The following is a 26,033-nucleotide window of genomic DNA, read 5'->3' as shown; positions in this document are numbered from 1 at the left end:
ATTTGTTTTAATTGGGGGGTATTACCCGGTCGAATGGGTTTTCGGTAAAAAGGGAAAAGCAAAGGAGTTGCATTACCCGATTGATCGGATTTTTCTGTGAAAAGGGAAAAGCAAAGGAGTTGCATTACCCGATAGAGCGGATTTTTCTGTAAAAAGGGAAAAGCAAGGGGGTTTCATTACCCGATAGAGCGGATTTTTCTGTAAAAAGGGAAAAGCAAAGGAGTTGCATTACCCGATAGAGCGGATTTTTCTATAAAAGGGGAAAAGGAAGGGAGTTGCATTACCCGATAGAGCGGGTTTTTCTATAAAAAGGGAAAAGCAAAAATAGTTGCATTACCCGATAGAGCGGATTTTTCTATAAAAGCGAAAAAGGAAGGGAGTTGCATTACCCGATAGAGCGGGTTTTTCTATAAAAAGGGAAAAGCAAGGGAGTAGGATTACCCAGTTGAGCGGATTTTTCTATAAAAAGGGAAAAGGAAGGGAGTTGCATTACCCGCCAGAGTAAATTTTCCCCTAAAAAGATAAAAGGAAACATGTTCCTATCCCCTTAAAGAAGAAAAAAGTGCCATAAGGTAAAAGAACACTCTACAGTATCCACAAAAAAGGATGAATCCCCCAAAATCCGCAAATACTAACCAAAACAAGGAAAAAGGAGCATGATGATGGGGGCAATTGAAAGAAGCGGTTACCGTTTTGTACCGGAATATAGCGTTATCGCGCAAAATGGAGCCATCCATGTATATAATCGCGAACATTTCATCGAAGAAATTAAATTTCAGTTTTCAGGAAAATTTCCGGAGCTAGATCAAATCGAGGATTTAGTGGACCAGTATTGTACCCAACATAATATTTAAGGGAACGCTTGTTCGATGTGGAAATTTATGCTATAATTAGAAATGCAATAGAATAGGATCTCTCAAGGGTGGTCGGATCACTCCTATCGAAAGGGGGTGATGCCGTTTGACAGTTTATGAAGCTTTGACGCTGGCAATTTCATTTGCAGGTCTCATTGTCACCGTGCTGTCATTTAACAAAAAAAAATAATCCACCCTTGAGCCGACAAGCATAAACGGTGGATTATCTCTTCCAATATGCCGACTCCCCATGGGGAACCGTCTATTGCATTGACCGAGTAGTTCTTTGTCATGCTCGGTCTTTTTTACTATACGATCTCTATGACCCCATTATACATAATAATAAGAAAAAAAGAAATCAGAAAAGATGCAAATTTTTAAGAGGAGATTAGCGAAATGAGTAAATTAACTGTCATTTATCCTCAAGCGGTCGAACATACGAAAAAAAAGCTAAATGAAGATATTGATCATTATTTGGAATCGAAAGAAACGATCCCAACTTTTGAACAATACCTCTCTGATCGAAGCCAGTATACCGAACAAATTTGGATTAATGTTTGGCTGAATAAATCCACCAATGATGTTCCAAGGAATGAAAAAAAGGCATTTTTAAAGGAAAAAGGATTTGTGGTTGAAGGCATCGACCGGAAATTAATTAACAAACTGTTTCGAGATGAAATGCGGACATATCAGCCGTTTGATGCCATGGAGTGGCTGCAGGACACCTTTCAAGGTGAACAAGAAATATGGGAAAAGCGGTACCATCAAGCAAAGGCAAACTTTATAAAACGGGAAGAAGAGAGCAAACGACAGGCTGAAAAACAGCTGCTGCAAAATGAAATTGACTCTTTTGCGGCAGAGTTTATTGAGGAGAACTATCAAAATTTCTACCTTTATATCCGAAGATTTGTTGCCGTTCAGTTGGAAGCAGATTTCGAAAACAATCCTAAATTCCAATCCGTTGACACCTTTGCTCTCGAAGAAAAACTAGTCAACCAAGGGAATTTTGATCCGAATGCTTATACCACTTTGGCAACGTTTTTTGAAGAACTAACCGGGGACATCCATAAAACGCTTCATTGGGGCAGAAGCTTTTACGAATACGAAACCTATTTTTTTGTATATGAAGGCTTAATTTCTGACTATGTTTCTGAACTTTTGCCGCAAAAGGTATTTGAACAACTTCCGGAAAAAATCCATCAACAATTTAAAGCCATCTTTAACGAAGAACTGACCACCTCTTTCGTGAAAAATTGTATTGAAAATCTCATATATGAGGTAGAGGAATATTTTACCCAGGATATTCAGGACGAATATGTTTCGGACCTCTTAAAACTTGTAGATCTTCCATTTGATTTAGAGGTTCATCGAGAAATTTTTGAAAAAGATTTTGCGGAACGAGAACGAAAAAAAGCGGAAGAGGAAGCGGAATTACAACGAAAAAGGGAAGAAGAGGCCCGGATGATGGAGGATATTTTCGGCCAGGAATACAATCCATCATTGGGCAGGCAAATTCGTTATATTCTCCATATTGGAGAAACCAATACGGGGAAAACGCACCATGCCCTTGAGCGGATGAAGGTAGCCGGCAGCGGTATCTATTTAGCGCCGCTACGCCTTTTGGCGCTTGAAGTCTATGATAAGTTAAATGCCGAAGGAACACGCTGTTCCTTAAAAACGGGTGAAGAGGAAAAAATCGTTCCTGGGGCCAATCATATCTCCTGTACGGTTGAAATGTTCCATGAAAAAGAATTCTATGATGTGGTGGTCATTGATGAGGCACAAATGATTACCGATAAGGACCGGGGATTTTCTTGGTATAAGGCAATTACGAAAGCGAATGCTCAAGAAGTGCATATCATTGGGAGCCGAAATTCGAAAACGATGTTGCTCGAGCTTTTAGGTGATTCCGATATTGAGATCCATGAGTACAGCCGTGACACCCCGCTTGAAGTGGAATCAAGGGAATTTCATATCAAGCATATTAAAAAAGGGGATGCGCTCATTTGTTTTTCAAGACGACGTGTCCTAGAAACAGCATCAAGGCTGCAAAATGACGGACATAAAGTCAGCATGATCTATGGCAGCATGCCACCGGAAACAAGGAAAAAGCAAATTCAGCAATTTAATGATGGAAAAACAAAAGTCATTGTTGCTACAGATGCGATTGGGATGGGATTAAACCTGCCCATCCGAAGAATTGTCTTTTTGGAAAATGAAAAATTTGATGGAACCAGAAGAAGGCTGCTTACCTCTCAGGAAGTGAAACAAATTGCCGGGCGGGCCGGCAGAAAAGGAATTTATGATGTCGGGAAGGTTGCTTTTACAAATGATATTAAAACGATGCGCCGACTGTTAATGCAGGAGGATGAGCCGGTTCATACCTTCGCGATTGCACCGACCAATTCAGTGTTTGAACGTTTCCAGCGCTATTACCGTGATCTGGGGACTTTCTTTGAGCTATGGGGAAAATTTGAAAGCCCCAAGGGAACGAAGAAGGCATCTTTATCTGAGGAGCGGTCACTTTATCAGTTGATTGCCGGGACCGATATTGAAGCTAGACTTCCATTGATGGATCTTTACGGATTTCTGCACTTACCTTTTTCTAAAAATGAACCGGTGCTGACCAAGCAATGGGAGCAAACAATGTATGCGATTATCGACGGAAGAGAACTTCCTGAACCTATCGTTAAAGACCGCAGCCTAGAGGAGCTTGAACTTTCCTATAAAGCAGTCGGTCTCCACCTGTTGTTTTTGTACCGTTTAGGTGAGAAGACGGAAGCAGTATATTGGGAACGTCTGCGTGAAGAGGTCAGTGACCAGGTACAAGAACGTTTAAAAACTGATATCAAAAAATTTGTGAAAAAGTGTAAAAATTGCGGAAGAAAATTGCCTTGGGATCATGCTTTTCCGATTTGTGATTCCTGTCATGCAGCAAAATACCGCCGCCATCGCCATGATGATGAGTTTGAATTTTAAAATACGCTGTTTTCGCAACGATTGAGGTATAAGCAATTAACATTGAGACCACCGTGTGTGGTTTGGTAGGTTCGATTCCCTAGTCGTTCCGATAACGATAATCATTACTTGCCGCATGGTGAATTTTTTCACTTATGCGGTTTTTTTGTTTATTTATCGTGTGATTTTTAATCTTTGTTTCCGGTCTTTCCTAAGCAGATTTAGGAACTTCGTGAATTATTACAGTTAAACAAGGAATTTTTGGTGGTTCCTGTGTCCAGTGTATTGGTAAATTGCAATCTGCTATTCTTTTAAGAAAAATTCATTTACCAACAAAAATGCAACTAGTTTATAATATAAGGTGTCTAAAATAAGTATTAGTGGTCAGTGCATGATACAAGGAAGAATTAAGTAGGTGAGTACAATCGATGTTATTGAAACAAGGGTGAGAGCTTTTATTGGAGATATTCAACACCCTAAACAGAAAAAGAAAATAAATATTAACGATTTAGAAATTCAGTTGCGCAAGCTAATGGATGATTATTTTGAAATGGACGGTTATTCGTTGTTTTATCGTGCAATTAAAACTTTGCAAGCTGAAGAAATCCTTATCCCCATTCAAAATAATCAAAACAATGGTAAAACACCAGCACTGCCATTATATTGCTGGGTAAATGTAAAAGTTCAAGCAGCCAAATGGGATCGCCTAGAGATGATGAAATTAATTGACCTGTTTGATTTTTCCTACTATGAACGACATCCCGAATGGCAAACGAATGACGAATGGATGCGAATCCAGAATTTATATACTTTTCTAAAATCCAGTTCGGAACGGGAAATCGTGTCATTAGAAGAGAGAAGCCTGGAGCTCTTCGGTCATGAAAAATTCTTAATTGATCGTGATAGCTTTCCTGATGGAAAGGGCTTTTTAGCTAGAATTGGAATATCAGAAGACCAACTTAAAATGGTGAACTATGGGGAGCCTTTCGTATTTTGGATGAAACAAGGGAAAGAAATGAAAGATATTAAAAGGGTACTAATCGTCGAAAATCTATCTTTCTTTCATACTTCGATTAAATTATTGGAAGTGAATAAACTCGATTATGCACCTGAACTAATCATTTATGGTGAAGGGGCCAAAATTGAAAGGAGCTTTGCCTTTTTCTTTCGGATGTTTCCCAAATCATCCTATCTTTTCTACTACGCAGGAGATCTTGATGCCGCAGGATACGGGATCCTCATTCGGCTTATTGAAAAATACCCGGATTGCTGTATTCAGCCTGCCTTAAAAATTTATCGCAAAATGCTAGAATGTATAGAGAAAAGGAATGACCAGAAAATCGGTCAAACCCAAAACCTCAAATACCGTGATCAATTTTTTCAATGGTTTACAGAAGATGATCAAGAACTACTAATGCAATTATGGGAGGAAAATAAGCGGATTCCACAAGAAGTCTTAACAATCGAAACATGGGGGAGATGGATGTGAACGAATCATGGGAAGGTTTTGGCAAGCGTTTGCAGCGATTAAATCCACTGTTCGAGCTTGGTAGGGGAATGGAAGTAGGAGAGTTGAAGCCTCATATCCAGACAATTCTTATGCAAGTGCTCCTTACCATTTTTTATCGAGAATTGAATGATGATGATCATCGGCGGAAATCAGATATTAAGTATATAGTAGAGGATTCCATTAAGCAGATGAAGCTTTTAGCAGACGATAAACAAATTGAACGGATTACAAGCGGGCTTTTATATCAGGGAAAAGAAGAGTATAGTAAACCGTTTGAGGCCTTATATTACGATGAAATAAGACAATCCTGGGAAATGCAGACATTTAGATATGTCACGATGGATGAAATATATACGAATTTAGAGCTAGGCGGAACCATAGTTTATAAACTTACAGATGTTTCTCAAGAAATGATTTTTATGAGCAGGGAAATGGCGGAGGAATTCTCCATAACGATAGAGCAACTTTATAGTATGCAGTTGATTAAAAACGGTAATTTTAGAAAAGCTACTCGTAACCTCGATCACCTCATTTCACGCGTAAACCGCTTAATGGCAAAAGAATTCACTTTTCAAAAGGAAATGATTAATAATCCCAAAATCTTATTGATTGAACAAGAATGGCAAAGGGCCGACAACCGTGTTGAAATTGAAAAGCAATTTGACGAAGAAAAAAATCACTTCCGGACCATTACTAGGATGATAGAAAAGACGAGACGTAGAAATGAAGAGGATGATTTTATTCAGAAAGAATTGATTCTTCTCCAAGAAAAAATTGGTCATACAAGGCAGTTGCATGATCGTTTTGCCAAACTAGTCATACAAAATATCTCCTATGAGATGAAATTAAAGGCAGAAAACCCTTCCTTGTTTTGGGAAACCAGCCTGGTATCCTTTCGAGAACATATTTATGAAAGTATGTTACTGAAAGAAGGAGTTCAAAGTTTCGAGGCTATCGAAAAAGTCCTTTCCCCCTTATTTTCACCAAAAAATGAGTTTATCTTGCCGCTTGAATGGATTTGGGGAGAACAAGAATTTGATGAAAAACAACTAACGGATGTTGTAATCGAAGAGGAGGCAGAAATAAGCGAAACTCCTAAGCGAGTGACGGACTGGGCGTCTGTTATAAAGGCATGGAGTTATGTTTTTCAACATTTACAAACATACGGAGAGTTTTCATTAGCTGATTTATCAACACTGCCATTGGAAGTCCAGGATCTATGGTTTGAAGAATATGAAACGATTGATTTATGGATGATGTTTGATAAAAAGCCGCTAAAGGTTCAAGTGCTGCATCGGAGGGAAGAAACAATTAGTGATGAGAGGGAAATTCTTCTTTATAAACTAATGCAGGAATACCCACAATTTCAAGTGTTTGAAGGTTCGAAAATCTATACCATGTTTGATCATCGAGAAGAGCCATTCCAATGGTATCAAATGAAAATTACCCCATTTAAAATATGTGTCCAGGAGGGATAAACGTTGAATGCAGAATCAATCAAAAAAGCTTCTGCTGTCTATTTTACTCTATTAAAAGATAAAGTAATTGACGAAAATAGCGAGCACTTCCAATCGTATTTTGATCCGGAAGTAAGACAGACCGTTCTATTATTAGCAGACGAGTCGGGTACATATATCATCGAATCGCCTAAACGGATCCATCTAGTTGTCCAGCCCACCGGCTCCGTCTTTGCTACGAATTTTACACATTTGAAAGAGAAGCATAAGCAAGTCGAAACGAAAAAACACTTTCATCTTATTAGCGTTGTGATTATGTCTTTCTTAGCAGCGATTGACCGGAACCAGGCGGCCAAAATCCGTATGAAGCGGGAAGGAATTAGCTACTACTCATTAGAGAGGCAAGTCAACGACCTCATAATGAATTGGGATAATATTCTAAAAGCAAAACCTACCTTCGGTGAAGAAGAGCGAATCGATATGAAGGAAGTTGTGACAACATGGAAATACATGGAGGTCGACACAGAAGATTATGGTGTTAAAAAAGGCAATAGACGAACCAGAATTGGTTTAATCGCCAGCGCTATGCGCCTATTAGAGACGGAGGGGCTGATCATCATTCTTGATCGGGATGATATTCCAAAGGTAATTCCTAAGAATGAGCTTTTTGAGCGTATTGAATACCTATATCACGATTACGACCGTTATGAATTACTAAAAAAATTAATGGCTACAGAGGAGGAGCAGCATGCCGAAAATCCATCGAATTAGAATTGTTGGCCTGAAGTATGATGGCATGCAAAAGCAATATAAAGACACCACTTTTAACTTCCATAATGAAGAGACATCAACAAATGGTCTCATTGCAATGATGAATGGCGGAGGGAAAGGGGTATTCTTACAAACCATTTTCCAAATCCTTAAGCCTGGTACCTCATGGGGAAAACAAAACAATCGTTATTATCAACAGTTCTTTTTTAATAATAAAGAGCAATTTATTCCGTATACCTTTCATGTTCTTATTCAATGGGAATTGGACGGTTCTGACAGCCGGCATCTGGTAACGGGGGGCATGTTCTCAGCCGAACAAAGGATTTCGATGAACGAAGAAAGTGGAAATGAAAGCAAAACGTTAGAACAAGAAGCGAAGATCCTCCCTAATATTACCTTTTATACAAGAGAATTTGAAGGGAAAGAAGAGGTATCGCTTGAGCATATTCCACTATATGAAAATGATGAGGTTGCTGAAACCGAAAGCTTGAAGGACTACTTAAAATGGAATGGATATGACGTTTACCGAGATACGAAAAAGCACTATCGCATTCTTGATACATACGGAATTAACCGTAAAGACTGGGATATTATGAAGGATATAAACAAGGATGAAGGCGGCGTTGGGAAATACTTTGAGGGATCTGAGGATGATCATTCTCTGTTCCAAAAACGAATCATTCCTACAATTAGCCAAGTCTTACATCGGACGGAACATCATAAGGACGATCTAGTGGAGATTTTCAAGAGTCAAGCAAGTATTGCGAAGGATTTGCCGGTTCTCTTAAAAAGAGAGCAAGCACATAAGGAATTTTTAGAAGACATTGTCCCTTTTGAAGAGAATCTAGCAAAAGGTGCAGCGCATAAAGAAATTGTTAATGGCAGTATTAAGGTAGGAAGACAACTGCTTGGAGCTTTGGAGCATTTGAAGCAATCGGAAGTGGAAACGCTGCTTACTTTAGAAAAAGACATTGAAAGATTAACAATCACACAAGCAGATTTACGCTTTCAAAAAGAAAACCTAGACTACGCCAAAGCTCATAGAGAGGTATTAGATTGGGAGAAGAAATTAGTAGAAGAAAGGAATAAGCATACTTCCTCTCAAGCAATCGTTCAGGAGAAACAGGAAAGAAAAGAGCTGCTAGCCTTTCATGCCTTATTGAAAGAGTGGAGTGAAAATGAACAAAGTATTCGCACTCTCGCACAGCAGATAACGACATTAGAACAAAATAGCGGCTTAGAGCAAGTGAATCAAAGAATGGATGAAATCAAAAAAGAAACTAAAAAGCAGTGGGAGCATTCTTATCTATCCCTACAAGAAGCTGTAAAGCTGTATTTGGGTTATCAAAAGTTTTTAAAGAAAAAAGGAAACGAACTTACACAACAGGATAAACAAAAGACAAAAGAGATTGCCCAGCTTAGTAGTGAAATTGATTTTTTATATACACAAATCCATACATTTGAGTCTAAGGAAGAAGCGCTCATCAAAGAGTTTGGCGACCGCATAACCTATGACTTAAAGGGCTTTATCCAGTTTCTTTCTAAACAAATTGATGATAAAAAGGCTTTGTTAGAAGAGCTGCAAGCAAAAGAGAAAGAATCTAGTGGACGGCAAAATCAACTTGCGACTTTACATGGTACGCTCGGTCAATCGATTCAGTTTTCAGAAGAAAAATGCGGAGAGTTAAAAGCTGCAATTGAGGAGCAAAAGCCAAAAGAAACAAAACTATTAGATAGGCTCCATGGCTTATTAGATGATGTTACTGCACCGTTCACACACGCGCTTCTTTCGAAATATGCGATACAGATTGAAGAGGTCCTAGTAAATAATAGAGAACAAGGGGAACAAATTAAAAAAGACCTTTGGGAAATACAACTAGATCATTCCTTAAATGATGAGCACTTCTGGATTCCAAATAAAGATGTGAAGGAATTAAAGGAATGGATCGATGAAAAGACGGGCATTGATGTGTTTTATGGGACCCAATTTCTTCAATCCTTACGTGCAGAGGAAATGACGAACCACCTTATGGCAAACCCACTTCTTCCATATGGGGTGGTCGTTAGTGGCCAACAATGGCAAAAAATTAATCAGCAGATTCTTTCGGGAAGAATGTTTAAAAGCCCTGTTCCGATTTTCATGCGTGAGGAAATGAACAGCAAAAATCAATCGCCATCCTACGTGATCATTAACGGAACAGAGAAAGAGCTATTAAGTGACAAAAATCTATTTATCGACTGGAAAATAAAGATTGCTAAACAAATAGAAGAAAAGAAAGATACTCTAATTGAAATTGAAAAAACCGAAACTTCCTTACGTCAAATTTTAAAAGAAATTGATCGGTTTATCTCAAGTGAGCTTTGTATTGATCTCGAGAAATCTTTGATTCAAGAACAAAACGCACTTCTTTCTAAGAAAATTGAATTACAAGATGTTACGACAAAACAGGAAAAAGAGAAAGAATTACAGCTTCAGCTAAATGAGCAGCGGCAAAAGGCCATTCAAAAAATAGATAAGCTTACAAGAGATGTGGAAACCTTAGAGGATTTTGATAAAGAAAAAACAACTCACCTAGTGAATAAACAGGTGAAACTAGAAAAAGAGAAGCAAAAGGAAGCCTTGGTCAATAAACAATTAGAAATAGGGAAAGAGCATGAAAAAATTGTTGAACTACAAAACCAGTGGAATCAAACATATTTAGAATGGAAGCTTACAAACGAACAAAATATAAAGGAGATCGCCGTCTTTATTGAAACAGCGGCATTTCCTGTTGATGAAAAAGCGGAGCAATGTGAAGAGGTCCCACGCTTATCACCACATTTATTAGAAGAGATAAATGGAAGCATCAGAGAGTTAATACAACTTCAAAAATCAAAAGAAGAACAGGCTAGAGAATTATTGGTTATTCAAGCAAGAAAAGAAACAGAACAAAAGCAACAAAAGAAATTAGCGAAAAAACTTGATACGCTTAACAAAGAATGGCATAAAGCTCCGGTACCAGATGAACCTATTAGTATATTAGAAAATATGCTACAAACCGCACAGAAGGAAGCGAAAGCAGCAGAAAAAGATGAACGGGAACAAGGTACAGCTGTAACAGTGGCAGAAACGTCCTTAAAGCATGCGACTGAGCAACGTGACAAGTCAGGTAAAAAAGTAGCAAAGCTTGAAAAACAGCCTGAAGAATGGGAAGAACTTGACTTAGAACTAAAGGAAGTCGAAATAAAAGATCAAACGAAAAAAACGATAGAAGAAAAAAGCAGGCGGAAAAGCGCCAAAAAGAAATAGAAGCCAACATTACTGGTTATGAAGGGGATTTGTTAACATTATCCGTTATCCTTAAGGAGGAAGCTCTAGCATTTACGGATTCGGATTTAGAAAAAGTTAAAAGTCAAGGAAAAGCCTGTATCTTATCCTGGTGTGAAGAGCAACAAGCAATACAGGAAGATGGACAGGAGAAACATGCAAAAATCGAACAATCCTTGCGTAATTTAAAGCTTACAATTGAAGGAAAAGATTGGGAGATTCGTTTTAAAAATGATGTGTTAACCACATTAGATCATATGGATACGAGGCATTATTCGCATATTCAAAGCATTGTTCAAAATATGAAGCGTTTTTCTCAAAGTGGATTGGAACAATTAGAACGTGACAAGGAAAGGGCAGAAAAGGCTCAAAACTTCTGGGCAAGCCGTGCCAGCATGAAGGTCATGAGCATTTCAGAGGCGATTCGTTCCATGATTGCAAAAATGAAGCTGAAAAATGAACGAGGAAACTTTCCACTCGTCCAACTAAAAGAAGACATTTTGCCTAAAAAGGCTGAAGATATCGAGCCTTTGCTGAAGCAGCATTTTGTCGCTGCCATAAACAAAATTACGAAACAATTTGAGGTGATTGATAGTAGTAATCAAGCTGTAGATCAAGAAATAAAACAACTCATTAGTGATGAGCAAATATTGTTTGTATCTTTGCGGAATCGGTATCCTGAGCTACTCGTCTATAATATGCGAACGGATAATGCCTTTATGTACGGGAAACCGCAAAGAGAGCATTATTCAACCTGGCAGACCATTAATCAAGGTTCAAGGACGAAATCCGATGGTAGTGGAGGTCAAAAGCTATCAGCCCGAATGGTCATGATGATGATGTTATTATCCGTTAAAAACGAGACAGATCAAAGCTGGGTTCCTTTAGTCTGTGATAATCCATTCGGACAAGCTGCGTCGGCACATGTCCTTGATCCGATTTTCTCTGTTGCCGAAAAACTGAAGTTCCAATTCATCGTCGTCACTCCGCCCGAACTAGTGAAAACAGAAATCAGTCAAAGATTTGATGCCTATTATAAATTGGATTTTATTCGCGAAAAAGGAAAAGAAATTGTTACGGATACGATTGTTCCGGCATTTCGGATATACCAGGAAGCTGAAGTAACTCATTAAGTTAAAACAATGATTTGCTCAAAATGCCACACAGTCTTGTGTGGCATTTTTCTTCTGCTTGGCAATCATTCCTTTTATGTGAAATAATGGTAAAATGATACTCCGTAAAGTGAGGTGCAGAACATGCAACTTTCATTCACTATAAGGGGGCAGGGGGCGGAAGCCGTTTCCTATCTTCTTGCTAAAAATCCAAATAATCTTTATGAACGGGACGAAAAGGGATTTAAAACCCGAATTGTCTACACAACCTTTACACCGGATGAGATCCAATTTCTGATTTATGTAAAACCAGATGCTATTGATTTAGTGCGGAACTCAGCGGACATATATGATATTACCTCCTACATAAATGATCGCGAGTTTGCGGTTAGCAGTATTTTCACTTCAGCCATACGTAAAGCACTGGGCACTGCGCTAAATGGGAAACCACAAGAAGGATATTCGAAATGGGTTCAGCATCCTTTTGAAATGGAAATAGCCTTTGGTCCGGTTGCGTCTGATTTAAATGATGAGGAAATCCATGCATTATTCGAACCAATTGGCTATCAGGTCAACCTTGAACGAGGGGTGGCAAATAAGAAAATTCATGATAAAAGCTCGGCAAAATTCATTACCTTAAAAGGGCAGCAGTCCCTTCAAAATGCCCTGAAGCATGTGTTTCTTCTTATCCCGGTGTTGGATAACTATAAGCATTATTTTATTGATGAAAAAGAAATTGAAAAACTAGAGCGTTACGGGGAAGGATGGCTTGAAAGCCATCCGTTAAAGCAGTTGATTGTAAAACGGACATTAAGATTTGAAAACCTTATATCACAATCAAAGTTTTTTGAGATGGAACCGCCTAAGCCTGAGCTGCCAAAGGTTCGCTTAAATGACCTTCGCTATCAAGCGATAATTGATTCTATTAAAGGATTTCCAAACAAAGAAACGATTATTGACCTTGGTTCCGGTGAAGGAAAGTTATCGACCTTGCTTGGTTTTGTAGAAGGAGTAAAGGAGATACTTGCGGTAGAGCCCTCGAATAAAGCTCGGTTACGTGCCTTGGACCGGTTTCATCAAGCGAAGGAACAAGGCATATTTCTTGAACCTACCACAATGGCGGGCTCACTGTTTTATTTTGACGAACGATTGCAGAATAAGGACATTATGATTTTATGTGAAGTAATTGAACATATCGATGAAGCTCGGTTGGGGAGAATATTCAGAATGATTTTCCAGGATTATCGCCCACAGGTCCTAATCGTAACGACACCCAATCAAGAATACAATGTCGTCTATGAAATGGATGAGGAAATGCGGCATAATGACCACCGCTTTGAATGGACACGAAATGAATTTCAGCAAAAATGCGCCGAATGGATAGCAGGATGCTCTTATCGTGTTCAATTTCAAGGAATTGGTGAGGAGCATCCAACCTTTGGGCAGCCGACACAAATGGCGATATTTACAAGGAAGGAGGGATGATGAGGAGGACTATTCATTTGCCCCATGCAGGAATTGTGTTATTTGTCGGACCATCTAATTCGGGAAAAACAACGCTTTTAAACCGATTAATCGCGGAAAATGTAATTCTCTCCTCTGAAGTCGTGAGTTCGGATCAGTTCCGCGTTCTTGTAAGTGATGTTGAATTTATCACTTGGAATGATCGGCCGAGGGATGAGGCGGATGCATTATATGATAAATATAACCAAATTTCTAAAGAGGCATTTCAGGCAATGGACTTTTTAATTGAAAAACGTTGCCGACTCAATAAAGTAACCCTGATTGATGCCACGCACTTACGGGTGGAAGATCGCGAGCGGTACCTGGAAATTGCAAAAAAACACCATGTCCCGGCCACAGCTATCGTGTTGAACCTTCCAGAAAAAGAGTTGCTCGAAAGGGATGAAGAAAGGGAATACCCCCGCGGGCGGAAGAGAATTAAGCAGCAGTTTCAACAGTTCCAAAAAACACTTCGTTCCATAAAAAAAGAAGGGTTTCAACGTTGTTATGTTTTAAATGAGGAAGATATCCAGACTATAGAAGTAAGCCGTATAGAAAATCCACTTGTAATCGATGTGGGTAATGGGATTGATTTGATCGGTGACATTCATGGGTGTTATGACGAGTTTCTTGATTTATTGAGAGAGCTTGGTTACATCGAAAACCAGGAAGGCTATTATGTACACCCTGATGGGCGAAAAATTCTTTCGTTGGGGGATATAATGAGCCGCGGACCTCGCTCCATTGATACCTTGCAATTTTTCCATAAGCATGTCGAAGCAGGTCTGGCTTATATGATTGACAGTAATCACGGCTGGAAAATTGCCCGTTGGTTGGATGGGCGTCAAGTAACGCTTGCTCATGGCGATGAGAAAGTTGAAGCAGAGTTTGAAAACTATGAAAAACGATTTGGAAAAGAAGCTACGGTTACTTTTAAGAAACATTTAAAGGAAATGCTTTTAGAGGCAAAATCTCATTATATTATCCAGAGAAATGGAGTAAATGTCGCTGTTGCCGTCCATGCCGGCATTAAAGATTACTATATTGGCAAGCAATCGCCTAGGATTTCCGATTTTTGCCGTTATGGCGATACGGATGGCCTTGATGAAAACGGGAAGCCGCAGCGAAAGGATTGGACGCTTTACCATAAATCAAGTGAGCTAATTCTTTGGGGGCATGACCCGAAACCGCAGCCCTTGCAAATCAACAATACCTTGAATATTGACCAGGGGGTTATATTTGGCGGCAGGTTAACGGCATTTCGCTATCCCGAAAAGGACTTGGTTTCAGTGAAAGCGAAGCAGGATTATGCCAATGTTCCTGACAATCCTTTAAAGGAATGGGAGAGCAAAAGGCTTGCCCCTCCGAATATCCGTAAATTTATTGATGGATTTGCTGTTATGACAGAGCAAAACAGGCATATTGCGATTGCGGCCGATGGAGTCAAGTCTGCTTTAGATGATCTTTCTCATTTTACTGTACCGATTGAGGAAATCCCTTATATTCCGCCAACGATGAGCCCAACGCCAAAGCCTTCAAGATTAGAGGGATATTTAGAGCATCCATTGGAAGCATTTGAATATTACCAAGCAAACGGAATCGATAAAATGGTCGTCGAGAAAAAGCATATGGGCAGCCGCGGGATTTTGTTTCTTTTTAAAAATAAACAAGTAGCAAAAGAGTATGTGGGCACGGAAACATTGGGGAGCATTTATACCCGGACAGGACGGCCGTTTTTTCAAAAAGATTTAGGCGAACGGATTTTGGAGATGCTCAATCGCGACTTAAGCGGGTATTTTGAAAAACACAACACTGATTTTGTCCTGCTTGATGCTGAAATTCTCCCGTGGAATTTGAAGGCGAAGGAATTGATTCTTAATCAATATGCGCATGTAGGGGAAATGGCGTTGCTGGATCGGAAGAAGATAAAGCAGATGCTTGAAAAGGCGATTGAAAACGGTAAAGGTGTGACGGAGTGGCTGCAGGAAACGAAGGTAGAGCTAGTGGAAGCGGAGATATTTAATGAAGTCTATCAAAACTATTGCTGGGAAACAGAAGGAATAGAGGGAATTCAAATTGCTCCATTCCATACCCTTGCCCATAGCAATCAATCGTTTTTCGACCAACCGCATCTGTGGCACATGGAAAAAAATCGTGAGTTTAGCCGACTTTCTACCTTATTTATAGAAACGGAATATCGTGTGGTATCGGATGAGGCTTCAATCGAGGCGGCGATCAAATGGTGGGAGGAAATGACGGAAAATGGGCATGAAGGTTTTGTGGTGAAACCCGAAAACTTTGTGGCCCGCCATAAAGGAAAACTCCTTCAGCCGGCCATTAAAGTAAGAGGACGCAAGTATTTGCATATTATTTATGGGATAGATTATTTAAAGCCTGAAAATCTGGTGAGGTTAAAACAAAGAAATGCCGGGAAAAAGCAGCGTAATGCCTTGAAGGAATTCTGCCTGGGGCTTGAATCGGTTCAGAGATTTGTCCGGCGGGAGTCATTGGAAAGAGTACATGAATGTGTACTGGGCGTGTTGGCGCTCGAGGCGGAGCCGATTGATCCGCGGTTATAAAATAGGGAGTTACCTAGTTCTATTTTCCTTTAAATAGCTAAAATTTCTTCACACTCTCAAGTATATTAGCAAATCATCTCCATAAGATGGTTAAAAGGATGCAGAAAAGGTGTGATGAAATGGCGGTACATGTGGTTCGTAAAGGAGAGAATTTGTGGGGGATATCCACGTTGTATGGGATACCCATGCAAACCATTGCCCAAGTAAATGGTTTAACTTCTTCAACATCCCTCGTACCCGGTCTTGCACTTTATATTCCAGATAAACTAATGCCCATTCGCTATTACCGTATAAAAGCTGGGGATCATATTTGGCAATTAGCTAATCAATTTAATACGAGTACCGCTGCGATTCTAGCAGCTAATCAGGGTATTAGCCCAAATCGGCTAGTTATCGGTCAAATCATTGCAATTCCCTCAGCTATAAAAATGGAAATAGCAACTCTTGGCTTTATTGTTCCGTCTGCAATAGAAGATATTCTTTCTACACTTGATACGTTGGCTAACCAACTAACCTATTTAGCAATCGTTGCCTATTCCTTTACGGAAGAAGGCTTTGCTTTTAATGAGATTGAGGATTCTGACATAGTAACAAAATGCAATCAATTGAACATTACACCTTTATTGATGATCCGAAATTATACGAAAGGTGACTTTAGTGCTGAGCTGGCAGGTAAAGTGTTAGAAAATCCAGTTTATCGGCAGAATTTAATTGCAAGCATTGTTAACTTAACCATTCAAAGAGGATTTGGCGGGGTGAGTATCGACCTTGAATTTATTCCTCCGCCAAGGCGTCAGGACTTCAATAAATTCCTAACGGATTTAAAAAGGGCATTAGGCAATCTGATTCTTCATGTAAATGTTCATGCCAAGACGGCTGATATTCCGACGAATCGCATTATTGGTGCTTATGATTATAAGGCTATTGGAAATGCAGCTGACATTGTCGCTGTGATGTCCATTGACTACGGGTATCCAACAGGTCCGCCTGATCCGATTGCGCCTATTACTTGGATGGAGCAGGTCGTCCGTTATTCACTAACGCAAATCAATCCGCGTAAATTGCAGATCGCCCTGCCTCTTTATGGGTATGACAAAATTGCTTCAACTCATTCTACGCATGCTTTATCTGTTCTTGCTGCTCAAAACCAAGCGATTGCAACCGGACAACAAATTCAGTTCGACAATTCCGCGAAATCCCCATGGTACCGATATTGGAAAAACCTCGAGGAACATGTGGTCTGGTTTGAGGATGTTCGGAGTTATATGGAAAAATATAAATTAATGGATGTATATCTGCTGTTAGGAACTACTTTTTGGCAATTAAGTCTGCCTGCTCCGCAAAATTGGGAATATCTTAGTCAAAATATATCAGTTGTAAAAAATATCATTTGAATGGTCTGGCAATTTTTTTTTCGAAAACTTTTGGACAAACCTTAATGAAGTGTCTATGTTAAAGGACAATGTTAATCTTTGAACAGAGTTGATTGGAGCGGAAGGGACGAAGACTCCTTGAAAATGCTGACGCATTTCCTTCGTGCGTGTGCGGATTCAAGGATGCAATTCAATGTCCTGTGGCAGTACGGGACAGGGGAGACCCCGCAGGAGCGAAGCGACGAGGAGGCTCCCCGAACCGCCCACGAACCGCTTGTGCCTGGAGCGGAAATCAACAACTAAGTTTAACAGAACCAATGAAATAAGGAGGGTTGAAAAAAGGCTTGAGTAAAAGAGTAAAAAATTCACTGCTTATATTCGTTCTTTTCATTTCTGTAGCGGTACCTTACATACACGAAACCCCTGCTGAGGCCAAATCCTCAGTATCACTGGATCAAAAATTAAATCATCTCCTCTTGAATGAACCTGATTTAGGCGGTGCCATTGCCGGAATCAGTGTACGGTCAGCATCATCAGGGCAAATCATTTATGACCACATGGGGAATACCCGTCTTCGAGTGGCTTCAAATATGAAATTGTTGACCGCGGCTGCGGCACTAAATACTTTGGGGGAGAATTACCGATTTAATACAGAGGTGCTGACAAAAGGCAGGATAAAAGGAAAAACCTTGTATGGCAGCCTGTATTTAAAAGGAAAGGGCGACCCAACCCTTTTAAAAGCGGATCTTGACCACATGGCGGAGCAGCTTAAACTGAGCGGGATTGTTAAAGTTAAGGGTAACCTGATTGGGGATGATTCCTATTTTGATCATGTCCGTTATTCAACCGATTTACCTTGGTCGGATGAAACCACCTACTATGGTACGCAAATTTCCGCTTTGACCGTTTCTCCTGATCAGGACTATGATGCGGGAACGATTATTGTACGTGTTAAGCCGGGCAGCCAAAAGGGATTGAAACCAACTGTATCGATGTCACCGAAAACAAGCTTTGTAAAAATAATCAATCAAGCGGTAACAGTAGCTTCTGATTCTAAAAAGGATCTTAAAATAGAGCGGGGACACGGAAATAACATCATCACGATTTCTGGAACCATTCCGCAGAACAGTAAAAATGAACGGGAGTGGATAGGGGTTTGGGAACCAACGAACTATACACTTGCACTATTTAAGCAATCCCTTTCCGAACATGGCATTAAATTAACTGGAAAAATTAAAACAGGGATAACGCCTAAAGTTGCAATAGAGCAAGTCAGTCATTCCTCGATGCCGCTTTCCAAGCTGCTCGTTCCCTTTATGAAGTTAAGCAATAATGGTCATGCTGAGGTTTTGACTAAGGAAATGGGCAGAGTGAAAAAAGGTGAGGGAAGCTGGGAAAAAGGTCTTGAGGTCATTCAGAATGAGCTCCCGAATTTTGGGGTCAACCCGCAAACCATGCTGCTCAGAGATGGGTCTGGTATATCCCATGTGAATTTAATACCAGCCAATCAAATTTCACAATTGCTATATTCTGTCCAACAAAAATCTTGGTTTCCATTTTTCCTGAATTCACTGCCGGTCGCGGGTGAAAGTAAAAAAATGGTAGGGGGATCCCTAAGATACCGTTTGAAGACCCCGTTAACAAAAGGCAAGGTTTGGGCAAAAACAGGCACGATTAGCACAGTTACTTCATTGTCAGGATACGTACAAACCAAAAGCGGGGAAAAACTGATTTTTTCCATTTTATTGAATAATTTGTTGGATGAGAAAAAAGGGAAGAAGATTGAAGACAGGATTGTTGAGATATTGGCGGGTTCGTAAAAAGGGTGAGGAAATTTCTTAAGAGGTTCCTTCTCCTAGCGTAAAACCTGGAGTGCCCTCAAAAATGCAACCAAAGTTTAAATCTTTTTACTTTTCACACTACTTACCTTTAAGATGTTACTTAGAGACATTTTCTTATTTTTAGGTAAAACAAATTAAAGGGAGTGACTAGAGTGAAATCACAAATAATTCAATCCTTTGGTGATCCATCAGTATTTAAATTAAAAGAGATTTCAAAACCTGAATTGAAACCCGGACATGTACTTATTCAAGTAAAGGCTACAAATGTAAATCCAATTGATATCAAAGTCCGTGCTGGTGCAGTTCCAGCCGTTGCGCCCGAGTTTCCAGCAGTTTTACATGGAGATGTGGCAGGGGTGGTAGTTTCAGTGGGTGCAGGAGTAACCGAGTTTAAAATTGGCGATGAGGTGTTTGGATGCGCGGGTGGATTTAGAGGGACGACTGGCGGCGCACTTGCAGAGTTTATGCTAGCAGATGTTGATTTACTTGCTCATAAGCCGAAAAATTTGACGATGGAAGAAGCCGCAGCTTTACCACTAGTTACTATCACCGCTTGGGAAGCTTTATTTAATCGTGCAAGGCTTATAACTGGACAAGATCTATTAATCCATGGAGCCACCGGAGGTGTAGGACACATCGCCATTCAACTAGCCAAATGGGGAGGAGCGACAGTCTTTACAACTGCCTCTTCGCAAGAAAAGCTCGAGATTGGCAAGCGCCTTGGTGCTGATGTAACGATTAATTATCGAGAAGAAACCGTTCATGACTATGTACAAAAATATACAAACGGTAAAGGATTTGACGTCGTGTTTGACACGGTAGGAGGTGAAAACCTTGATCGCTCTTTTGAGGCGGCAGCGGTACATGGAACGGTATTAGCTATTGCTGCGCGTTCGACTCACGACCTCTCTCCCGTGCATTCGAAGGGACTTTCTCTTCATGTTACCTTTATGCTGTTGAAGATATTAAACAAAGAGATGCATAAACATTATGGAGAAATTTTGAAGAAGGTTGCTAGGGTGGTCGAGGAAGAGAAACTTCGTCCGCTTTTGGATTCAAACATTTTCACGTTTGATGAAGTCTCAGAAGCCCATGAGTACATGGAGTCAGGCAAGGCTATAGGAAAAGTTGTTTTGAAAAATAGTTGGTAATCTTATTGAAAATTGAAATAGGATTACCAACTTTACGTTCATTAAAAAGTAGATGGTCAATAGAATCTTTATAAGATTCTCAATGTACCGTCTGCTTTTATTTTTAAGCGAATGGGATTTAATGGTTTTCAGTTGCAAAATCAATCTTATAAACAAATGTTTTACAATGAATGCATGAGATATAGGAATGAAATTGGCCAAGATACAATTGATCAACTTCAACGTATATTTAATGTTCTACCATATAAGAATGTCGAGGAATTACAAACGGATAGTCTTAGCAATTCCGTACCAAATTCTAAACTCATTTCCTCTAGTGGTTTCGACTTCTTTTCGATGCTTGAAAGTGCAATTCGTGAAGCGGATCGAAAATGGAGGGAAGACGAATTTGAACAGCGGAACAAGAAAAAGAAAAGACAAAAGGGGATGGATCGTTAGACTACCTGTTAGCAAATAAAAAAGCTGCATCCTTTGCAACTGAAAATCCGATGAATAAGTCAATGAAAGAATTATATGTACATTAATTTAGGAATTAAAATATTAAACAAAATACACAAAAACTAATGGTGCTAGAACTTCGTCAATATGATTTTTATTTTAATTCTTGACAGTCTATAATTCTTATTTAGGATATTTATTCATTAATTAAAAACATGGATAGGAAAAGGTGATTCAAAAGACTATTTTAATTGCTTCTTCCGCAAATTTTTCTAACAGTAATCATAATTACCTTTTTCTCCGTTCCAAAAATTGATGAATAATTATTTTGTATAGTTATGTCAATCACTTTTTCTTTTATTTTGTTAATAGCTTAAAGAAAAAGAACGAATTCCGATGTAATTAAATTTGTAAAATACTTATCAAACAAGTGGAATTGAATATGTAATTTGGCTATTTAAAATGTTGCACATATCATAATTGAAGAAGTTAAAAAACCAGGAGCTTACCTGGCTTAGTCACAATGGTAATGAGGTGGAAACATACTGGTTGAAGGCAATTATTTGTATATATAATATTGCATATGTGGAGTTTAGTTTTGGGTATTTGCCTAATTTATAAAAATATGGGCGTCCAACGGAGCATAATAGGCATATTTAGTAACGAATTGACATCCTTAATAGATACGTAAATTTACATTATTGATGAAAAAAAGGGGGGGCCAGTTAAAAAGTACCCTATAGAGTAGACACTTAAAAAAAGTGCTTTCTATAGGGTACTTTTTTTATATAATTTAATAACACAACTAGAGACATACTGGAGACGGAGAAATCATGAGTAAAAAGACTTTTACAGAGAAAGAAATCATAATTTTATCTAAAAACCCCTATGTTAAATCTGTTAGTTCAAAAGGAATCACTTATTCTCATGAGTTTAAACAACATTTTGTTTCAGAATTTAGTAAGGGGAAGTTCTCAAGACAGATCTTTGAAGAAGCGGGTTTTGATGTTGAAATCATAGGAATGCAAAGAATTAAATCTGCTTCCGAACGTTGGAGAGCTGCTTATAAAACTGAAGGCGTATTTGGGCTAAAAGACACCAGAAAAGATAGTTCTGGAAGGCCACGATTAAAAGAACTAACCATTGAGGAGAAATATGCAAGGCTAGAAGCTCAGATGAATCTTGTAAAAGCAGAGAATGAACTCTTAAAAAAGATTCGTATGTTCGAAAGGGGGCTGAAAAGGTAAAGCTTCCCGTTAGTCAGAAGTACATTCTTATTCGTGAAGTTATTGAAAAATATAACTTGAGACACATGGTGAAATTCCTCTGTGAGGCTGCCGATGTGTCAAGAAGCGGTTACTACAATTACTTCTCAGCTAAGTCAGAAGAAAAACGGAAATACCAAGAAGCGAAAGATGAAGAGGCAAAAGCCATGATCTTAAAGGCTTTTCACTTTAAAAGTCGTAAGAAAGGGGCACGTCAAATCAAAATGACATTGGCGGGTCAATTTCAGTGTGTCTTCAATTTGAAAAAAATTCGTAGAATCATGAAAAAATATAATATCGTTTGCCCAATTAGGAAAGCAATTGAGGGGGCTCCTCTTTTCAAGACTTGCTTGTTGAATCCAATTTATAAGTCTATTAGTGACTGATCGCCCTTCATCTATGCCTGGAAGGCTTTCAAAGAAGGTAGACCCGCATTCCTTACATTTGTACCGTTGTCTTTTGACGAAGATTCCCACTCGTTTTGCATGCATCGGCAAATCAAAGAATAACTGTTCCTTTTTACCATGCTTGTATAGATTAGCAACCGTACCATATTTTGGACAATAAGAGGGAGGTGGTAAAGTAGTCTCAACCAAGAACCTGTAATCATATACGCTCTCCTTCATATCAAGAATTTTAAAACTTGGTAGATTGAGCATATTAGTTGTCATTATTTCATTTCCTTTGTTGTATTGATTATTTACTAATAGGGGTACCGTTCAGAAAATGCGGTTATAACTCTAAGCCCGTTTTTCTGACGGTGCCCATGATAAAAGTCTCGCAATCATCGTACATATATGGATGATCCGCGAGACTTATGTGTTTACTATTAACTCCTTGGATAAACAAATTCATTCAAGAAATAAGGCACAATGCTCCCATGATAGGCTTTTCTTTCCTCAACAAAATGCCTTATCTCTGTAAAAAATGCCTCATCTAGTAATGGATATTGCACTGTTCGAACTTGGTCTAAGATTGAGTTATGTTCAATAACTGCTTCAACACTTGCGATTAATTGATCAACAAGTTCTTTGCTTGGTGTGATTCCCATAATATCTTTATATATCTGTGCATCTTCTTTTATATCCAACACATGGTATGGCAACTTCATGTCGATATGGACTCCATCAACAAGGTTTTCTTCATATAAAGTTCGCAATTTTTGGTAATATACTCCGCTAGTTGTTACAATTATTTTCCCATCAAAAAGTGCCCTCACTTGTTGCAATAGGTCACGCACTTCATTTAATGGATTAATCAGAAATTCGCCACCGCTGAACATTACGGCATCAAATAAAAAGCTGCTTTTCTTCAAATAGTCATATAAATCATCTGTGGTCTTATATTCTTTTGGTGTGTTGGCAATTATCTCATCATAATTGTGACAGCCAAAACAATGAAGGGGACAGCCTGTCAACGAATGAATCAATAATGTCGTATGATTAGGCAAATCAGTAAATGTGCGAATAAAGTTATTGTATAATTTCATTGTGTATTCACCGCTAATTGACGGTGAACAACCTCCTTCAACACATCTTCTTTTAATCGTTTTCTAATCGTCCAATCATGTCTTCTTGCTTTCGACCAAAAGTTATATTTCCCTTCATAATATCCCTTATCATCAACATGTATATTATTTCTGGAGATCATTTTCAAATAACCAATAACCCTGCTGAACGTCGCAATGTCTTCTGATTCACAGACAGGGCAATGATGAATGTTCTTGGCATCTTCAGCAATAATTTTCTGACCGCAACTCATACAAGACGTAATAGTTGGTGTCAATGTAATATAATTAATCGGTTTATCAAATATTTTATCCAAGTATTTTGCTAAGGCTTCTGGCTTTACTTTAGCTTCAAGAAAATGGTGTAATACACTGCCTGACGTAGCGTAGCCTTGGAATTCAGCACTGTTTTCCAATTGTTCTAGGAAATCCTCTTCAGAAAATGGTGTCATACAACCACTGGTCAAGTAGGGATTTTCTCCTTCACCTTGCACAAAGATTTCTCGATTATTTGCTTTTGCCCATTTAAGGTCATGGCGTGCAAGTTTGATGGCAGCATTTTCGGCAGGGGCATACTCAATTCCACATGCCACTTTATCTCTCACAATAAATTCATTTACAATCTCTGTCATGTATTGCATAATTTCATGAGCAATCATTTTTCCATCTTTATCTTTAATTCCATCCCTATAGCCCAAATTTATGAGGCCCTCATTCATACCAGTAAGGGCGAACACATTAAAATAGTTTTTCAAGTCTTTATTAAAGGCAAAGAAAGTCGGGTATAATTCCTTGTTTTGTTCAATCCACTTTCTCTTTTCCATGTGAGCTTCCTGCATGATTTCCATGTATTCACGTATCTTCACTTTGACAAGATCCATGTCATGTCCGAATTCCAAAAGCACTCTATTCATGTTTAAATTGAGCACTTGTACAGCACCTGTGGAACCTGTTGATGATCCGAAAACACCACCGCCAGCTTTGGATAGTGTCTCTAAGTTGATTTGCAACCTGCAGCAGAGGCTTCTACTTACTTCTGGATCTTTTGCTTGAATTAGCGGATTTAATGTTTTGTAATATGAATCCTCAAATGGCTTTGTTTTAAAGTTCTCAAAATACACACCACCCCAATGATACATTTTGTCCAATAGCTCGATAAATAATGGGTTTTGGTAATTAAAATGATCATCGATTTGCACTGTTAATAATGGGAAAGTAAAAGGAATCCCATCACTGCCTGTCCCGTTTTTCATCACATCAATAATGGCTTGATTTATGCGGTCAAAGTAAATTACCGAGATATCCTTATATTGTATATTTCGTCCTTCACCACCGATGACGACATATTGATCTTTTATTTCTTCAGATGGTTTCCCGAACTCTAATGTAATATTGGAAAAGCTACTTTGTGCCCCAGATCTAAGTGGCATATTGAGTTCCCAGATGAAACTTTGAAACAGTTCTACGAGTTCTTCATCTGTGTATGTAATGCCACGACTTTCCTCATCAAACAAATAAGAAGCTACAATGGTTGATAGTTGTGCTAGCATGACTGCACCTGAGACCTGCTGTGATACTAATGTAACAACATTACTAAAATGCCGTAATAAAGTTGAAATCCGCTTAGTTGGTTTGGAGGAGATCATATTTTTTGCCAGCGACGGAATACCTTTTGTAGCAATGTCCATACAGCTAATGGATACACAATATGGTGCAAGCTGCTTATCGTGCACATAGACAATTCCCTCATCATATAACTCTTTTATTTTTGGTGGAAGAATGTGATTAAAAATAAATTCTTCCTCCGCATGATTCGTTAAATTATGCCTTAAGAGTGGTAAGGAATAAACATAATTACTATTCTCATGCCTGAGATAATCTGTTTGCTTGTTTTCTTTTAGTGAAGTGAATTGGTTAATAATGTCAATCGTATTTTGGAACATGTACAAACCTCTCTTTTAGACTTTTTAATTATGTATCTTGTTAACCCCTCTATCACATTAACACAATATATAGCGTGTGATTGTGATGCTGATCACTGTATATTGATTATGTCTAAAGGAAAGATTTGATGCGGTCCCCCCGAGGAGTCTCACTGGATGAAAATATAGTCTTACCCGAAGAAAAACACAACAAGTTGATTATGAGGTAATCAACTTGAAAATGGGCTTAGCGTTGTAAATTCACGGTACCCTATAGCCAAAATCGGTGTTTATTTTGGAGTCAATAATCCAATCTGATCATAGTGAGTAGTGTGTGAATACCTAACTCCAACCAATCAAGCTACTTCTTTTACTTTTTTATCCATCTTTTTTTTGTGGAAATTTTCATATTGGATTCCACACTATTATCCGATTTATAGTATGTTAGGTGTTATCTGTTTAAATAGGGTATTCTACACGATAAT

The 26,033-nt window shown here is 38.8% G+C and carries 16 protein-coding genes and 2 pseudogenes; 15 read left to right on the top strand and 3 right to left on the bottom strand.

The features are described from left to right. The first annotated feature begins 662 nt into the window (after positions 1-662). The 15 genes and pseudogenes from RCG21_RS21995 to RCG21_RS21930 form a co-directional block, all read left to right on the top strand. Positions 663-854, top strand: a complete 192-nt coding sequence (locus RCG21_RS21995) for a YbxH family protein (RefSeq protein ID WP_026576670.1) — start codon at positions 663-665, stop codon at positions 852-854. Between the two features lie 106 nt (positions 855-960). Then, the gene (locus RCG21_RS33650) at positions 961-1,044 is read left to right on the top strand and encodes a putative holin-like toxin (RefSeq protein ID WP_372512772.1); all 84 of its coding nucleotides are present in this window, start codon (positions 961-963) and stop codon (positions 1,042-1,044) included. Between the two features lie 206 nt (positions 1,045-1,250). Continuing rightward, positions 1,251-3,833 (top strand): DEAD/DEAH box helicase, encoded by a 2,583-nt coding sequence (locus RCG21_RS21990; protein ID WP_133338730.1) that lies wholly within the window; start codon positions 1,251-1,253, stop codon positions 3,831-3,833. 394 nt (positions 3,834-4,227) lie between these two features. Beyond that, on the top strand, positions 4,228-5,301 hold the full coding sequence (locus RCG21_RS21985; RefSeq protein ID WP_308913782.1) for a Wadjet anti-phage system protein JetD domain-containing protein: 1,074 nt from the start codon (positions 4,228-4,230) through the stop codon (positions 5,299-5,301). Next, the gene (locus tag RCG21_RS21980; protein ID WP_235824921.1) at positions 5,292-6,800 is read left to right on the top strand and encodes a hypothetical protein; all 1,509 of its coding nucleotides are present in this window, start codon (positions 5,292-5,294) and stop codon (positions 6,798-6,800) included. The genes RCG21_RS21985 and RCG21_RS21980 overlap by 10 nt, the downstream gene beginning before the upstream one ends. Before the next feature lie 3 nt (positions 6,801-6,803). Beyond that, positions 6,804-7,550 carry a DUF6063 family protein gene (locus RCG21_RS21975; protein WP_133338736.1) on the top strand — a complete coding sequence of 249 codons (747 nt, stop codon included), beginning with the start codon at positions 6,804-6,806 and terminating at the stop codon, positions 7,548-7,550. After that, a complete protein-coding gene (locus tag RCG21_RS21970) occupies positions 7,528-10,839 on the top strand; it encodes a hypothetical protein (RefSeq protein WP_308913781.1) in 3,312 nt (1,103 codons plus the stop codon). Before RCG21_RS21975 ends, RCG21_RS21970 begins: the two co-directional genes overlap by 23 nt. A 29-nt stretch (positions 10,840-10,868) precedes the next feature. Beyond that, positions 10,869-11,990, top strand: coding sequence for a hypothetical protein (locus RCG21_RS21965; protein ID WP_308913780.1), 1,122 nt, complete (start codon positions 10,869-10,871; stop codon positions 11,988-11,990). 123 nt (positions 11,991-12,113) lie between these two features. Next, positions 12,114-13,454 (top strand): 3' terminal RNA ribose 2'-O-methyltransferase Hen1, encoded by a 1,341-nt coding sequence (locus RCG21_RS21960; protein ID WP_133338740.1) that lies wholly within the window; start codon positions 12,114-12,116, stop codon positions 13,452-13,454. Then, positions 13,451-16,051 carry a polynucleotide kinase-phosphatase gene (locus RCG21_RS21955; RefSeq protein ID WP_308913779.1) on the top strand — a complete coding sequence of 867 codons (2,601 nt, stop codon included), beginning with the start codon at positions 13,451-13,453 and terminating at the stop codon, positions 16,049-16,051. Before RCG21_RS21960 ends, RCG21_RS21955 begins: the two co-directional genes overlap by 4 nt. A 98-nt stretch (positions 16,052-16,149) precedes the next feature. After that, positions 16,150-17,445, top strand: a complete 1,296-nt coding sequence (locus RCG21_RS21950; RefSeq protein WP_308913778.1) for a LysM peptidoglycan-binding domain-containing protein — start codon at positions 16,150-16,152, stop codon at positions 17,443-17,445. A gap of 323 nt (positions 17,446-17,768) precedes the next feature. Then, entirely contained in the window at positions 17,769-19,244 is a 1,476-nt protein-coding gene (dacB, locus tag RCG21_RS21945) for a D-alanyl-D-alanine carboxypeptidase/D-alanyl-D-alanine endopeptidase (RefSeq protein WP_133338746.1), read from the top strand. Between the two features lie 173 nt (positions 19,245-19,417). After that, positions 19,418-20,416: a zinc-dependent alcohol dehydrogenase family protein gene (locus RCG21_RS21940; protein WP_133338748.1), complete on the top strand. Its 999-nt coding sequence runs from the start codon at positions 19,418-19,420 to the stop codon at positions 20,414-20,416. 132 nt (positions 20,417-20,548) lie between these two features. Beyond that, entirely contained in the window at positions 20,549-20,854 is a 306-nt protein-coding gene (locus RCG21_RS21935) for a hypothetical protein (RefSeq protein WP_308913777.1), read from the top strand. A gap of 833 nt (positions 20,855-21,687) precedes the next feature. Continuing rightward, a pseudogene (locus RCG21_RS21930) lies at positions 21,688-22,439 on the top strand (HTH domain-containing protein); the annotation flags it as partial. A 123-nt stretch (positions 22,440-22,562) separates the two neighbouring features. Here RCG21_RS21930 and RCG21_RS21925 read toward each other — a convergent pair. The 3 genes and pseudogenes from RCG21_RS21925 to nrdD form a co-directional block, all read right to left on the bottom strand. After that, positions 22,563-22,745 (bottom strand): annotated as a pseudogene (locus RCG21_RS21925) (transposase family protein); the annotation flags it as partial. Between the two features lie 203 nt (positions 22,746-22,948). Then, positions 22,949-23,608, bottom strand: a complete 660-nt coding sequence (locus RCG21_RS21920) for a 4Fe-4S cluster-binding domain-containing protein (RefSeq protein ID WP_133340449.1) — start codon at positions 23,606-23,608, stop codon at positions 22,949-22,951. Then, the gene (gene nrdD / locus RCG21_RS21915) at positions 23,605-25,569 is read right to left on the bottom strand and encodes an anaerobic ribonucleoside-triphosphate reductase (RefSeq protein ID WP_308913776.1); all 1,965 of its coding nucleotides are present in this window, start codon (positions 25,567-25,569) and stop codon (positions 23,605-23,607) included. Before nrdD ends, RCG21_RS21920 begins: the two co-directional genes overlap by 4 nt. Positions 25,570-26,033: the final 464 nt, after the last annotated feature.

It is taken from the genome of Bacillus salipaludis (genome assembly GCF_030938565.1).
Taxonomy (GTDB): Bacteria; Bacillota; Bacilli; order Bacillales; family Cytobacillaceae; genus Neobacillus; species Neobacillus salipaludis_A.
The sequence above is the reverse complement of the archived record's forward strand: the minus strand, read 5'-3'. Positions and strand labels throughout refer to the sequence as shown.

Excerpts from the sequence above, each read along its gene's own strand:
- RCG21_RS21995 (WP_026576670.1), top strand. The coding sequence starts at position 663 with ATGGGGGCAATTGAAAGAAGCGGTTACCGTTTTGTACCGGAATATAGC.
- RCG21_RS21990 (WP_133338730.1), top strand. The coding sequence starts at position 1,251 with ATGAGTAAATTAACTGTCATTTATCCTCAAGCGGTCGAACATACGAAA.
- RCG21_RS21980 (WP_235824921.1), top strand. The coding sequence starts at position 5,292 with ATGGATGTGAACGAATCATGGGAAGGTTTTGGCAAGCGTTTGCAGCGA.
- RCG21_RS21970 (WP_308913781.1), top strand. The coding sequence starts at position 7,528 with ATGCCGAAAATCCATCGAATTAGAATTGTTGGCCTGAAGTATGATGGC.
- RCG21_RS21960 (WP_133338740.1), top strand. The coding sequence starts at position 12,114 with ATGCAACTTTCATTCACTATAAGGGGGCAGGGGGCGGAAGCCGTTTCC.
- RCG21_RS21955 (WP_308913779.1), top strand. The coding sequence starts at position 13,451 with ATGATGAGGAGGACTATTCATTTGCCCCATGCAGGAATTGTGTTATTT.
- RCG21_RS21950 (WP_308913778.1), top strand. The coding sequence starts at position 16,150 with ATGCAGAAAAGGTGTGATGAAATGGCGGTACATGTGGTTCGTAAAGGA.
- RCG21_RS21920 (WP_133340449.1), bottom strand. The coding sequence starts at position 23,608 with ATGAAATTATACAATAACTTTATTCGCACATTTACTGATTTGCCTAAT.
- nrdD (WP_308913776.1), bottom strand. The coding sequence starts at position 25,569 with ATGTTCCAAAATACGATTGACATTATTAACCAATTCACTTCACTAAAA.